This is a genomic window from Acinetobacter lwoffii, from assembly GCF_024129115.1.
Lineage (GTDB): Bacteria > Pseudomonadota > Gammaproteobacteria > Pseudomonadales > Moraxellaceae > Acinetobacter > Acinetobacter lwoffii_T.
The window spans coordinates 51,807-64,721 of record NZ_JAMXXO010000012.1 but is presented as its reverse complement, the minus strand read 5'-3'; the positions used below and the strand labels follow the sequence as shown (position 1 = coordinate 64,721).

Genomic DNA, 12,915 nt, shown 5'->3' with positions numbered 1-12,915 from the left:
ACGTATCGTTTTAATTTGAGTGTATCAACACTTGGGATAAGTGAGGGAACAATGAATAATCAACAACAAATCTTCGATCAAAAGATTGAAAAGGATATTTCCATCGAGCCGAAAGACTGGATGCCGGATGCTTATCGTAAAACCTTGATTCGTCAGATCGGTCAGCACGCACACTCTGAAGTGGTGGGCATGTTGCCAGAAGGCAACTGGATTACCCGTGCACCAACTTTAAAACGTAAAGCCGTGCTGATGGCAAAAGTTCAGGACGAAGCCGGTCATGCCTTGTATCTCTACAGCGCTGCAGAAACCCTGGGGGCGGATCGTGACGACATGATGGATAAGCTGATTGCCGGTCGCATGAAATATTCATCCATTTTTAACTATCCAACTCTGAGCTGGGCCGATGTTGCAGCGATTGGCTGGCTGGTGGATGGTGCAGCAATTGTCAATCAGGTTGCGTTGTGCCGTACGTCTTATGGTCCTTATGCCCGCGCTATGGTGCGCGTCTGCAAGGAAGAAAGTTTCCATCAGCGTCAGGGCTTTGAAGCCATGATGGAACTGGCCAATGGTACGCCGGAACAAAAGCAGATGGCACAGGATGCCGTGAACCGTTTTTGGTGGCCGGCACTGATGATGTTTGGTCCAAGTGATGATAATTCACCGAACAGTGCACAAAGTATGCAGTGGAAAATTAAATTATTCAGCAACGATGAGCTACGTCAGAAATTTGTCGATAACACCGTGTCGCAAGTTTTACAGCTGGGTTTAACCGTTCCCGATCCAGACCTTAAATTCAATGAAGCCACCGGACATTATGAATTTGGTGAAATCAATTGGGATGAGTTTTTTGCGATTCTTGCAGGCAAGGGACCGTGTAACCATGAGCGTATTGAAGCACGCCGCAAAGCTTGGGAAGGCGGCAAGTGGGTACGTGATTCAGCAGCCGTCTATGCGCAGAAACAGCAGCAACAGTCAGCAGCACAAAAAGTTGCTTAAAAAATAGTTTGATCAATATAAGGAAATTTGCTCATGAATAACAAAAATAACTGGTCACTTTATGAAGTGTTTGTGCGTAGTAAACAGGGTCTGAGTCACCGTCATGTCGGCAGCCTGCGTGCGCCGGATGAGGAAGTCGCACTACAAAATGCCCGCGATGTATATACCCGCCGCAATGAAGGCATCAGTATCTGGGTGGTGAAATCTGAATTGATTACCTCTTCCCAGCCAGATGAAAAAGCAGAGTTTTTTGAACCGGCTTTGGACAAGGTTTATCGTCATCCAACCTTTTATAACATTCCAGCTGGCATCGAGCACATGTAAAGGGAAAGGTGAAGAATATGACAAATCAAGTATTGGCAGAATTTCTTTTACATGTGGGTGACAGTCAACTGATCCTGTCTCATCGTTTGGCAGAGTGGTGTGGTCATGCACCTGAACTGGAGCTGGATATTGCCTTAGCCAATATCGGACTGGATTTATTGGGTCAGGCACGTACTGCCCTCAGTCTGGCGGGTGAAGTGGAAGGACAGGGCCGTGATGAAGACAAGCTGGCTTATTTCCGTACCGAACGTGAATACCGTAATTTGCTGCTGTGTGAACAGCCGAATGGTGACTTTGCCCAGACCCTGGTGCGCCAGTGGTTGATGGATCACTACCACGCTTTATTGTTTAGCGCCTTAAGTCAAAGTCAGCATGCTGAGTTGGCGGCTTTTGCAGTGAAATCACTCAAAGAAGTGAAATATCACCAGCGTTTTTCCACCACCTGGATGGAACGCTTAAGTTTAGGTACCGCAGAAGCGCATGAAAAAACCCAGCAAGGTTTAAACCAGTTATGGCGTTTTACCGAGGAACTTTTTGTTCTGACGGCTGATGAAAGACAGTTGGTCGATAGCGGTGTCATTCCAGATATTGAAAATTTAAAAGCCCAGTGGCTGGAGACCATTACATCCGAGTTAGCGCGATTTGAATTAAGCCTGCCAGAGCTAGGCGCTTATCGCAGTGGGGCTAAACAGGGTTTACATACAGAACATCTCGGTTTTGTTTTGGCTGAACTGCAATACATGCAGCGCTCATATCCAAACATGAACTGGTAATTCGGCACAATCACAGGGAGTGAGTCGCATGAATCTGATTCGACACGTAGAAGATCAATGTTGGGACGTTTTACAGCAGGTTTCTGATCCAGAGATTCCGGTATTGTCAGTGATTGATCTGGGTATGATTCGTGGCGTCGAGCTGAATCAGCAGGATGAAATTGTGGTGCGACTCACGCCGACCTATAGCGGCTGTCCGGCCACGGATTTATTAAAAGCAGAAATTACCCAGGCTTTCGAGGCCAATGGTTTGACGCCGGTCAAAGTCATTGTGGATCTGTCTCAAGCCTGGACCACGGACTGGATGAGTGAATCGGGCAAACACAAATTACAGCAATATGGTATTGCCCCGCCGCAAGGCCAGTCACATAGCTGTGGTACGCATGTGGCATTGACCGATGGCATCACCTGTCCACAGTGCTTAAGTAACAACAGCAAATTATTAAGTGAATTCGGTTCGACCGCCTGTAAAGCTTTATATCAATGTCGGGACTGCTTCGAAACTTTTGACTATTTCAAATGTATTTGATTGTAACGATTGCGCGGTGGGCAGGGTAAACCAATAACAAGCCTGAACACCGCCACCTAAAAGAAGGATTTTGCCATGAGCCAATTTATACCATTAACCATTAAATCGATTCAGCCACAAACCGAGCAAGCGATCTGCATTGCCTTTGATCTCGCGCCTGAGCAGTTGGATACTTTTCAATATCAGCCGGGTCAGCACCTCACCATTCGTCATTTAACCGATGACGGCGAGCTGCGCCGCTGCTACTCGATCTGCAGTGATACTCAGGAAGACATGAGCATTGCGATTAAAAAAATTGATCAGGGTCAGTTTTCAACCTGGGCCAATGCGCATCTCAAAGCGGGCGATGTACTAGAAGTCATGCCACCGCAAGGGGTGTTCTTTCAGAAAGCCGCCAAGGCTGGTGGCCAGAATTATCTAGGATTTGCAGCAGGCAGTGGTATTACGCCGATCTTATCGATTGTAAAGTCAGTGCTGAACCGTCAAGCGGACGCAACATTCACTCTGGTATATGGCAACCGTTCCTGGAAACAGACTATGTTTTCTGAACAGATCATGGACCTGAAAGACCGTTTTAAGGAACGTCTGCAACTGGTGAATATTTTTTCACGTGAACTGAATGACAGCGAGATCTTTAATGGTCGGATCGATGCGGAAAAATTACAGCAGCTGTTTCAGGCCAATCTGATTTCAGCCGAAGCAGATCACTGTTTCGCTTGCGGTCCTGAAGAAATGATGGCGGCGGTCGAAACGGTATTACCGACTTGGGGCATTCAACGCAGCAAGATTCACACTGAACGCTTCAATACGGGTACTGCACCGAAAGCAACCGCCCAGCAGATTGAAAGCCGCAGCGAAGAACGCGTCAATATCATCCTCGATGGTCGCGAGCTGATTGTTGAAGTCTCTAAGCAGGATGACAGTATTTTAGATGCTGCGCTACGTGCCGGAGCCGACCTGCCATATGCCTGTAAGGGCGGCGTTTGTGCCACCTGTAAATGTAAGGTGTTAGAGGGACAGGTTGAAATGGCGGTGAATTACAGTCTGGAAGAAGATGAAATTCAGAAAGGCTATGTGCTCAGTTGTCAGGCACGTCCAACCACGGCCAATGTCCGACTCAGTTTTGATGAATAAAAGCTGAATTTACAGCACCGCGAGCATAGCAGGAGTTCAAGGATGACCTACATTAAAACCAGCTCACCCAAGCCGGGTGTGGTACTGATCGAGCTAAATCGTCCAGAAAAGCGCAATGCTTTAAACAATGCCACCTTGCAAAACATTGCAGCCTGTCTACAGGACTTGGAAACAGATGCTGCTGTGAAAGCCGTGGTCATCACCGGAAATACGCAATGCTTTGCTGCCGGTGCTGATTTAAATGAGCTGGCGCGGTTAGATGTGGTCAGCATCCAGCAAGACCAACGCCCACTGCTCTGGAAAAAAATTGATGAATTTTCCAAGCCTTTAATCATGGCCGTAAATGGTTATGCTTTTGGTGCAGGTTTCGAGTTGGCTTTGCATGGTGACATGGTGCTGACCGGAGAAAATGCCCAGTTTGCCTTGCCTGAAATCGGTTTAGGTATGTTGCCGGGTGCCGGTGGAACCCAGCGTCTGGCCCGTCTGGTCGGTCAGCAATTAACGATGCGCTGGGCCATGACTGGTGAAATGATTCCGGCACAAACAGCCTTGCAACATGGCATTAGTAGCCAGGTTTGTCCGGCAGGATTGACCGTGCAATACGCACTGGAACTGGCAGAAAAAATTGCCAAGCAGGCACCGCTGGCCATTCGTGCCATCAAGCAATCTTTAAAGTCGATTCATGAAGTGACTTTAAGTCAGGGACTGAAACTTGAACGTCAACATTTTGTCTGGCTGGCGGCGACCCAAGATCGCCAGGAAGGCATCAATGCATTTTTAGAAAAAAGAAAACCAGAATTTAGAGGTGTGTAATGGATTATCAAACAATTATTGTCGAAGAAAAAAATGCAGTGGGCTACCTGACCTTTAACCGTCCAAAACAGCTCAACAGCTTTAATGAAACCATGCATCAGGAAGTCTCCAAGGTCATCAAGGCCTGGGCCAAAGACAGCCAGATTCGTGCCGTAGTGATCTCAGCCGAAGGCCGCGGTTTCTGTGCCGGTCAGGATCTGAATGACCGTGTGGTCGATCCGAATGCCGATGCACCGGACTTAGGTCTGTCGATTGAAAAATATTACAACCCTCTGATTAAGCTGATTACTGAAATGCCTAAACCGGTGATTTGTGCGGTGAATGGTGTGGCAGCAGGGGCAGGCGCCAATATTGCCCTGGCCTGTGACATTGTGGTGGCAGCAAAATCGGCTTCCTTTATTCAGGCCTTCTGCCGTCTTGGCTTGGTGCCAGATTCAGGCGGTACCTGGTTCCTGCCGCGTCTGGTCGGGCGCGCTCAGGCGATGGGCCTTGCCATGCTCGGCGATAAAATTCCGGCTGAGCGCGCAGTACAACTGGGCATGATCTGGCAAGTGGTTGAAGATGAACAACTGCAAGCAGAAGCGAAAAAACTGGCAGAGCATCTGGCACAGCAACCGACCTATGGTCTGTCCCTGATCAAAAAAGCCATCCATGCCGCAGCCGACAATAATCTGGATGAGCAGCTCATTCTGGAACGTGACCTGCAACGTCTGGCTGGACGTTCAAGCGACTATAAAGAAGGTGTACAAGCCTTTATGCAGAAGCGTACCCCTGAATATAAAGGATGCTAAATCATGCAACAGATCAATTTGGAACAAGTCAAAGTTGCTGTGGTCGGTGCTGGAACCATGGGGATTGGTATTGCACAACTGGCAGCCATGCACGGGCATCCGACCTATGTGTTTGATCTCGATCGCAGCAAAGTTCAGAGTGCCTTAACTGCTTTAGAGGCGCAGCTTAGCAAGCGCGTACAAAATGGCAAAATGACCCAGCAATTGCTGGAAAGTACCTTTGCCAATCTGATTGTGGCAGAGGACATTCAGCAGCTTGCCGATGTGGGCTTAATTATTGAAGCCATTGTCGAGAAGAAAGAAGTCAAACAAAACCTGTTTCAACAGCTGGCTGCCATTTGCCCGGAACAGACGATTTTTGCGTCCAATACTTCTTCGATTTCCATTACCGCCATTGCCTCGGCGATTCCACATCCCGAGCGAGTGATTGGCCTGCATTTTTTTAATCCGGCCCCAGTGATGAAACTGGTCGAGATTATCCGCGGACTGAAAACCTCAGCAGCGATTGCCGATGCAGTATTTGATCTGATGAAGGACTGGAACAAGGTTCCGGTGCGAGCCAAATCGACCCCCGGTTTTATCGTCAATCGTGTCGCACGACCTTATTATGCCGAGGCCTTTCGTGCCTTGCAGGAAAATGCCACCACCCCGGAACAGCTCGATTACATCATGCGCGAATGTGGCCGTTTTGCCATGGGGCCGTGTGAACTTACAGATCTGATTGGGCAGGATGTGAATTTCTCGGTCACACAAAGTGTCTATCAGGAATTTTTCTATGAGCCACGCTACCGCCCGTCCTTGATTCAAAAAGAACTGGTCGATGCCGGTTGTTATGGTCGCAAGTCCGGTCAAGGTTTTTATGATTACACGCTGTCCAAGCCTGCACCTGTATATGAATTGCCAGTGTGTTATGCCAAGTCGCTGAATAAGCTCAAAGTCACGGTAAAAGGTGAATGGCTGCACTCAGCAGCACTGATTGAACGCTTAAAACAGGCCTCTCATGTGAACCTCATTTTTCAGGCGGCAGAACAGAATGAAATCCTGATTGGTGACCTTTCTCTGCGATTATCGCTTGGCGAATCAGTTGAACTGGCTTATCCGCATGAGCCTGTGGTGTTGATGGATTGGCATGCAGATTGGGAAAATGCCCAATCGATTCCAGTCGTTGCATCACCAGCATGTAGTGCTGAACAACGCCAGGCAGTGGAGCTATTCCTCATAGGTATGGATATGATACCTATTTGGTCTAAGGATCATCCCGGTCTTTATGTTATACGTAGTATTGCCATGTTGGTGAATGAAGCCTGTGAAGCGGTACTGCATGATATAGCATCAGAACAAGATATTGATTCTGCTATGAAATATGGCGTGAATTATCCTTGTGGTCCATTCGAATGGGCAGATAAAATTGGATATTACACAATTTTACAAATTTTAGAAAATATGTATCGTATTTATGGTGAAGACCGCTATAGAACTAGTATATATTTAGCAAAGAAAGCGGTGCAGGGATATGCACAGAAAACTCAGCAGCAACCATTACGTGTTGCTGGCTAAAAGGAAGAATCATGGAACAGGTTTATATTTTTGATGAAATTCGCACCCCGATCGGACGCTATGCCGGTGGACTGAGCAGCATTCGTGCTGATGATCTGGCAGCGCTACCGGTTCAATATCTGAAAGATCAGCATCCGGCCTTGCCATGGGCAGAACTGGATGAAGTGATCCTAGGCTGTGCCAATCAGGCCGGTGAAGATAACCGCAACGTGGCGCGTATGGCTGCTTTACTCGCAGGGTTGCCTGAATCTGTTTCAGCACTGACCGTAAACCGTTTATGTGCCTCAGGTCTGGATGCCATTGGACTGGCAGCCCGTGCCATCAAATCGGGTGAGGCTCAATTTATTTTGGCGGGTGGCGTAGAATCCATGAGCCGAGCGCCTTTTGTGCAATCCAAACCTACAACTGCCTTTAGCCGTACCCCTGAAATTTATGACACCACCATTGGCTGGCGTTTTATCAACCCAAAATTTAAAGCACAGTTTGGCGTCGATAGCATGCCGGAAACTGCCGAAAACGTCGCTGAAAAGTATCAGATTAGCCGTGCAGACCAAGACCTGTTTGCCTATCACAGCCAGCAGAAAACCGCAGTAGCGCAGCAAAAAGGTATTTTTGCCGAAGAAATTCTGCCAGTCGAGGTTAAAGGTCCGAAGAAAACCACTCTGACCATTTCCCAAGACGAGCACCCGCGTGCAGAAACGACGCTGGATAATCTGGCAGCCTTGAAAACCCCATTTCGTAAAGAAGGCGGTTCAGTCACCGCTGGTAATGCTTCGGGTGTTAATGACGGGGCGGCTTGCGTATTACTCGGCAATCAGCAGTTTGCTGAGCAGTATGGTTTGCGCCCGAAAGCTAAAGTGATTGGAATGGCCAGTGCCGGTGTGGAAGCCAAATATATGGGCATTGGGCCGGTGCCAGCAGTACATAAAGTGCTGAAACAGACTGGACTCAGTCTGGAACAGATGGACGTGATTGAGCTGAATGAAGCATTTGCAGCGCAATCGCTGGCCGTGATTCGTGAACTCGGCTTGCAAGACGATGATTCCAGAATTAACCCGAATGGCGGTGCCATCGCTTTGGGTCATCCGCTGGGTATGAGTGGCACCCGTCTGGTGATTAACGCCATGCATGAACTGAAACGCCGTAAAGGCAAATATGCACTGTGCACTATGTGTGTCGGTGTCGGTCAAGGTGTTGCACTGGTTTTAGAAAATATGGATTAAACACATCATTCAATCAATGAATTAAACCGTGGTCAGGAAGACTGCGTCAGGAGTAAGAATATGAATAACAATGCAATGGAAAAAATTGAAAAAGTATCGGTTGATGAGTTACGCAGTGTTCAGCTACAGCGTATGAAAAAGACGTTGCAACATGCTTATCAGAATAGCCCGGTTTATAAAAAGAAATTCGATGATGCTGGCGTGCATCCAGACGATTTTAACTCACTGGAAGATCTGGCCAAATACCCGTTTACCACCAAACAGGATTTACGTGATAACTATCCGTTTGGCATGTTCGCTGTGCCACAGGAACAGATTGTACGTGTGCATGCATCTTCTGGCACCACCGGTCAGCCGACCGTAGTCGGTTATACCCAAAATGATATTAATGTCTGGTCAGATGTAGTGGCGCGTTCCCTGCGTGCAGCCGGCTTGAGTAGCAAAGATATCATTCAGGTGTCTTATGGTTATGGTCTGTTTACGGGCGGTCTAGGCGCGCATTATGGCGTTGAGCGTTTGGGTGCAACCGTGATTCCAATGTCTGGCGGACAAACCGATAAACAGGCGCAACTGATTCATGACTTTAAACCGACAGCACTGATGGTTACGCCATCTTACTGCCTGAACATTATTGAAGCGCTTGAGAAGAAATTTGGCACAGCCAAAAACTGTTCGATTAAAACCGGCGTCTTTGGTGCAGAGCCATGGACCAATGAAATGCGCAAGGAAATTGAAGAGCGTCTGGGCATTGATGCCCTAGATATTTATGGTCTGTCAGAAGTCATGGGACCGGGCGTGGCGATGGAATGTCTGGAATCTAAAGATGGCCCAACCATCTGGGAAGATCATTTCTATCCTGAAATTATCCATCCGGAAACTGGCGAAGTGCTGCCAGATGGCGAACTGGGTGAACTGGTCTTTACCACCATTACTAAAGAAGGCATGCCGGTAATCCGTTACCGTACCCGTGACCTGACCCGTTTATTGCCAGGCACGGCACGCACCATGCGCCGTATGGACAAGATTGTCGGCCGTAGTGATGACATGATGATTATTCGTGGGGTCAATGTCTTCCCATCACAGATTGAAGAGCAGATTTTACAGATCCAGCAACTGATTCCGAACTATCAGATCCAGATTTGCAAACAGGGACATCTGGATACATTGCATATCCGTACCGAAATGCGTAAAGATAGCAGTGACATTATGGCGCACCAGTTGGCAACTCAGCTGAAAAGCCAGATTAAAACCATGGTCGGAATCACCGTAAGTGTCGAAGTGTTACCTGAAGGGAGTCTGCCACGCTCTGAAGGCAAGGCACAGCGCGTGTTTGATATCCGCAAGTCTGCATGAAGTACTATTGGATGATAGCCAAATGGTCTATCATCCAGTTTCTATAAGGTAAAGTTAAACGCAATGAATCCGAAATTAAAACAAATAATTGATGACTTTATTCAAACTGAAGCACTCAGCGGAACCTCATTAATCATGACCATCTTTGGTGACTGTATTTTTCACCGGGGTGGCATTATCAGTCTGGCCAGTCTAATTCAGCTCATGGATGTCTTCGGATTTAATGAACGATCGGTACGGACTGCCGTATTTCGTCTGGTCCAAAATGGCTGGCTGATGTCTGAGAAAATTGGTCGCACCAGTTATTATCGCGTAACCGAAAGCAGCCGCCAGCGTTTTATTATGGCGGATCAAAAAATTTACAGTTTTCAGCATACCGAATGGGATCAGAAGTGGGATCTGGTGCTGCTCAGTTCAGTGGAACTGGAAAATAAACTGGTTCTGAAAAAAGAACTGGAATGGCTGGGCTTTGCCAATATCGCCACTAATGTCATGGCCTATCCGGGCTGTGATCACCAGAAACTGCAAAACCTGCTGCTGAACCTGAAAATGACCGACCAAGTCGTGGTGTTTAAAGCTGAAACTTTGCAGCTCTGGCAGGAATCCTATCCAACTGTAAAACGCATGGTTGCCACCAATTGGCCGGTGCAGGAACTGCATCAGCGTTATGAAAAATTCATTGCGGATTTCCGGGAATTCTTTCATCTGGTGGAACAGGAAGATGAACTGGATCCGGTTCAGGCTTTTCAGCTGCGAATTTTGCTGATTCATCAATTTCGCCGGATTTTACTAAAAGATCCGAATCTGCCTTTTGAATTATTGCCATCCAACTGGCTTTCCCTGAATGCCCGTAATCTGAGCAGTAATTTATATCAAACGGTGGTTGCGGCAGGGGATGAGTTCTTTATGGAGATCGCCCGAACTTCGGAAGGTTCGATGCCGCCGGTACATCCACAATTTTATAAACGTTTTGGCGGTTTGCGACTGGAAGCCGTTAGCTAATCTAATTCTGCATTTTTAAAGGAATAAAATAATGCCGTGTTATGCCATTGATGGGGTGATTCCTGTGGTCAGCCCTCACGCTTATGTGCATCCGCAAGCCGTTCTGATCGGGGATGTAGTGATTGAAGAGGGCGTATATATCGGGCCTTTCGCTACTTTAAGAGCCGACTTCGGCGGGATTCACATCCAGAAAAATGCCAATGTTCAAGATTCCTGTACCATCCATGGCTTTCCCGGTAGCGTCACGCTGGTCGAAGAGTATGGCCATATCGGACACGGCGCGATTTTACATGGCTGTATCATTCGTAAAAATGTACTGGTCGGCATGAACAGCGTGATTCTTGATGAAGCCGAGATTGGTGAAAATACCATTGTTGGTGCTAATAGTACGGTTAAAGCCAAGGCCCAAATTCCGGAAAATTCATTGGTACTCGGTAGTCCAGCACGGGTCATCCGTCCCCTGGACACCAAAGAAATTGCTTGGAAAAGCAAAGGGACACAAGAATATATTCAGCTGACAGAGCGCTGCTTGTCCTCCATGCAGGAAGTCAATCCTTTAACGGAAGTCTCCGCAGACCGGCTGAGCTACAAAGCCTTCAAGGCAGAGTATCAGATCAAGCAGAATAGCTTGAATGACTAAGTCAAGAACATGATTCTATTCATTGGATGAATTCTGCATTTTAAAAACCGGAAGTGACTGAAACCAAATTCCAACTGCATTCCCTGACTGGCTATTTAGACTGAAATAAAACTGGTCTGGAAAGCATATATGGAAAACAGGGAATTTAAAGATCATTTCTCCCAGCAATCACAGGATTATGCCTTGTTTCGTCCGCATTATCCGGATGCATTGGGAAAGCTATTGGCAGAGCTGTCACCAAGTACTAAATTGGCTGTAGATATCGGCTGTGGTTCTGGACAGCTTTCAGAAGTTTTGGCGAATTACTTTGATCAGGTGATGGCTATTGATGCGAGTAGTGAGCAGATTGCTCAGGCCAAACCGCATCCAAAAATTCAGTATGGTCAGGCATTCGCTGAAGAGATCCCGTGTGCTGACCAGAGTGTTGATCTGATTTCGGTGGCTCAAGCAGCGCATTGGCTCGATCTGGAAAAATTTTACGCAGAAGTTCGCCGTATTGCCCGGCCTAACGCCATTCTGGCTTTAATTAGCTACGGCGTGTTCAGTGTGGATGAGCCACATCTGAATCATTATTTTAAGCCTTTTTATGAAGTCACGCTTGCACCGTACTGGCCGCCCGAACGTCGCCATGTAGATGAAGGATATAAAAATCTACCATTTCCATTTCAGGAAATTGTGATTCGGCCACCGGTATTGCAGGTTGAATGGAACTTTTATCAGTTAATTGGTTATATGAGTACTTGGTCAGCCGTGAAAGCAGCCACTCAAGCACTCGGACATAATCCATTAAATGTACTGGCAGATGCCTTATTGCCAGAATGGGAAGATCCAGAATTGCCCAGAGTCATTCGCTGGCCATTATCAGTGCGTGCGGGGCGTATAATCGTTTAAAAAAATATTAGAGCTAGAATCTGTTTATTGAACAATGAATTGAATATTCACGGCTCAGAATTATCGCCCTAGAATCATTTCCAGCACAAATTTAGAACCAATAAAACCCAGTGCCAGCAAGCCAAAACCGAGTAGGGTAAAGCGCACAGCTTTTTGGCCACGCCAGCCAAACTTCCAGTGTCCAATTAATAGTGAACCGTAAACAAGCCAGGAAATGATACTGAACGCCGTTTTATGTGCCAGATGCTGAGCAAAGAAATTGTCGATAGTAAAAAAGCCAAAGCCCAAAGCGAGGGTAAGTAAAACAAAACCGGTCATCAGCATATCAAACAGCAATGATTCCATGTCTTGATAAGAGGGTAGCAAACTGACCCAAACGCGGCGTTTTTGCTTCTTTTTCAGCTCACGATCCTGAAAGCGTAAAATTACGGCCTGAATGGTCGCCATGAGCAATACCGCATAAGCAGACAAAGACAGGATAATATGAATATCCAGACCCAAAGAGTTTTGTGTGATGATTTTTGCAGGCTGGGTAAAGACAAAACCGAGGATCAAACCTGTTGCAGCCACCGGAATCCCGATCAGATTCAGGGCAATAATTGGACGATAAGTGCTGTAAATAATGCTGAGTAATAGCATTAGACCAGAGGTAAAGGAAAACAGGGCAAAGACATCATAATTGATGCCCAGCGGGGTATGCATATCGCCATATAAAACCAGCGCATGCAAGCCCAGTCCAAGCAGTGCGGTTAGTGAGACAAACCATTGGTTAGGAGCACGTTTAGACATTAAATGAATGAACAGATACCAGAAGGAAGCGGTATAAGCGACTAATGCTAAGATCGTATAAACCAAGGGGAGGCTAACCATGTCAAACCTTTTTAAGGGT

General features: G+C 47.1%; 14 protein-coding genes. 13 read left to right on the top strand and 1 reads right to left on the bottom strand.

Translation table 11 applies throughout. The features are described from left to right. Positions 1–51 precede the first annotated feature (51 nt). From paaA to NI470_RS10165, 13 genes are all read left to right on the top strand, one after another. Complete coding sequence (gene paaA / locus NI470_RS10225) at positions 52–996, top strand: 1,2-phenylacetyl-CoA epoxidase subunit PaaA (protein ID WP_004646055.1); 945 nt, start codon at positions 52–54, stop codon at positions 994–996. Between the two features lie 33 nt (positions 997–1,029). Then, positions 1,030–1,320 carry a 1,2-phenylacetyl-CoA epoxidase subunit PaaB gene (gene paaB / locus NI470_RS10220; RefSeq protein ID WP_004279183.1) on the top strand — a complete coding sequence of 97 codons (291 nt, stop codon included), beginning with the start codon at positions 1,030–1,032 and terminating at the stop codon, positions 1,318–1,320. Between the two features lie 17 nt (positions 1,321–1,337). Continuing rightward, the gene (gene paaC / locus NI470_RS10215) at positions 1,338–2,093 is read left to right on the top strand and encodes a 1,2-phenylacetyl-CoA epoxidase subunit PaaC (RefSeq protein ID WP_026056591.1); all 756 of its coding nucleotides are present in this window, start codon (positions 1,338–1,340) and stop codon (positions 2,091–2,093) included. 28 nt (positions 2,094–2,121) lie between these two features. Then, positions 2,122–2,622, top strand: a complete 501-nt coding sequence (gene paaD, locus NI470_RS10210; protein ID WP_253148307.1) for a 1,2-phenylacetyl-CoA epoxidase subunit PaaD — start codon at positions 2,122–2,124, stop codon at positions 2,620–2,622. 75 nt (positions 2,623–2,697) lie between these two features. Continuing rightward, positions 2,698–3,756 (top strand): 1,2-phenylacetyl-CoA epoxidase subunit PaaE, encoded by a 1,059-nt coding sequence (gene paaE, locus NI470_RS10205; protein ID WP_253148308.1) that lies wholly within the window; start codon positions 2,698–2,700, stop codon positions 3,754–3,756. Between the two features lie 42 nt (positions 3,757–3,798). Beyond that, positions 3,799–4,569: an enoyl-CoA hydratase-related protein gene (locus NI470_RS10200; RefSeq protein ID WP_253148309.1), complete on the top strand. Its 771-nt coding sequence runs from the start codon at positions 3,799–3,801 to the stop codon at positions 4,567–4,569. Beyond that, positions 4,569–5,360, top strand: a complete 792-nt coding sequence (gene paaG / locus NI470_RS10195) for a 2-(1,2-epoxy-1,2-dihydrophenyl)acetyl-CoA isomerase PaaG (RefSeq protein WP_005247159.1) — start codon at positions 4,569–4,571, stop codon at positions 5,358–5,360. Before NI470_RS10200 ends, paaG begins: the two co-directional genes overlap by 1 nt. Before the next feature lie 3 nt (positions 5,361–5,363). Continuing rightward, positions 5,364–6,917: a 3-hydroxyacyl-CoA dehydrogenase gene (locus NI470_RS10190; protein ID WP_253148311.1), complete on the top strand. Its 1,554-nt coding sequence runs from the start codon at positions 5,364–5,366 to the stop codon at positions 6,915–6,917. 11 nt (positions 6,918–6,928) lie between these two features. Next, complete coding sequence (gene pcaF, locus NI470_RS10185; protein WP_253148312.1) at positions 6,929–8,140, top strand: 3-oxoadipyl-CoA thiolase; 1,212 nt, start codon at positions 6,929–6,931, stop codon at positions 8,138–8,140. Between the two features lie 60 nt (positions 8,141–8,200). Further along, the gene (paaK, locus tag NI470_RS10180; RefSeq protein ID WP_114541382.1) at positions 8,201–9,493 is read left to right on the top strand and encodes a phenylacetate--CoA ligase PaaK; all 1,293 of its coding nucleotides are present in this window, start codon (positions 8,201–8,203) and stop codon (positions 9,491–9,493) included. A gap of 63 nt (positions 9,494–9,556) precedes the next feature. Next, positions 9,557–10,495 carry a phenylacetic acid degradation operon negative regulatory protein PaaX gene (gene paaX / locus NI470_RS10175; RefSeq protein ID WP_004279192.1) on the top strand — a complete coding sequence of 313 codons (939 nt, stop codon included), beginning with the start codon at positions 9,557–9,559 and terminating at the stop codon, positions 10,493–10,495. Between the two features lie 31 nt (positions 10,496–10,526). Next, positions 10,527–11,135, top strand: a complete 609-nt coding sequence (locus tag NI470_RS10170; protein WP_219307137.1) for a DapH/DapD/GlmU-related protein — start codon at positions 10,527–10,529, stop codon at positions 11,133–11,135. Between the two features lie 129 nt (positions 11,136–11,264). Beyond that, complete coding sequence (locus NI470_RS10165) at positions 11,265–12,026, top strand: class I SAM-dependent methyltransferase (RefSeq protein WP_253148313.1); 762 nt, start codon at positions 11,265–11,267, stop codon at positions 12,024–12,026. Between the two features lie 60 nt (positions 12,027–12,086). Here NI470_RS10165 and NI470_RS10160 read toward each other — a convergent pair whose 3' ends face one another. After that, entirely contained in the window at positions 12,087–12,896 is an 810-nt protein-coding gene (locus NI470_RS10160; protein ID WP_253148314.1) for a cytochrome C assembly family protein, read from the bottom strand. Between the last annotated feature and the right edge of the window lie 19 nt (positions 12,897–12,915).

Excerpts from the sequence above, each read along its gene's own strand:
- paaA (WP_004646055.1), top strand. The coding sequence starts at position 52 with ATGAATAATCAACAACAAATCTTCGATCAAAAGATTGAAAAGGATATT.
- paaB (WP_004279183.1), top strand. The coding sequence starts at position 1,030 with ATGAATAACAAAAATAACTGGTCACTTTATGAAGTGTTTGTGCGTAGT.
- paaC (WP_026056591.1), top strand. The coding sequence starts at position 1,338 with ATGACAAATCAAGTATTGGCAGAATTTCTTTTACATGTGGGTGACAGT.
- paaD (WP_253148307.1), top strand. The coding sequence starts at position 2,122 with ATGAATCTGATTCGACACGTAGAAGATCAATGTTGGGACGTTTTACAG.
- paaE (WP_253148308.1), top strand. The coding sequence starts at position 2,698 with ATGAGCCAATTTATACCATTAACCATTAAATCGATTCAGCCACAAACC.
- NI470_RS10200 (WP_253148309.1), top strand. The coding sequence starts at position 3,799 with ATGACCTACATTAAAACCAGCTCACCCAAGCCGGGTGTGGTACTGATC.
- paaG (WP_005247159.1), top strand. The coding sequence starts at position 4,569 with ATGGATTATCAAACAATTATTGTCGAAGAAAAAAATGCAGTGGGCTAC.
- NI470_RS10190 (WP_253148311.1), top strand. The coding sequence starts at position 5,364 with ATGCAACAGATCAATTTGGAACAAGTCAAAGTTGCTGTGGTCGGTGCT.
- pcaF (WP_253148312.1), top strand. The coding sequence starts at position 6,929 with ATGGAACAGGTTTATATTTTTGATGAAATTCGCACCCCGATCGGACGC.
- paaK (WP_114541382.1), top strand. The coding sequence starts at position 8,201 with ATGAATAACAATGCAATGGAAAAAATTGAAAAAGTATCGGTTGATGAG.
- paaX (WP_004279192.1), top strand. The coding sequence starts at position 9,557 with ATGAATCCGAAATTAAAACAAATAATTGATGACTTTATTCAAACTGAA.
- NI470_RS10170 (WP_219307137.1), top strand. The coding sequence starts at position 10,527 with ATGCCGTGTTATGCCATTGATGGGGTGATTCCTGTGGTCAGCCCTCAC.
- NI470_RS10165 (WP_253148313.1), top strand. The coding sequence starts at position 11,265 with ATGGAAAACAGGGAATTTAAAGATCATTTCTCCCAGCAATCACAGGAT.
- NI470_RS10160 (WP_253148314.1), bottom strand. The coding sequence starts at position 12,896 with ATGGTTAGCCTCCCCTTGGTTTATACGATCTTAGCATTAGTCGCTTAT.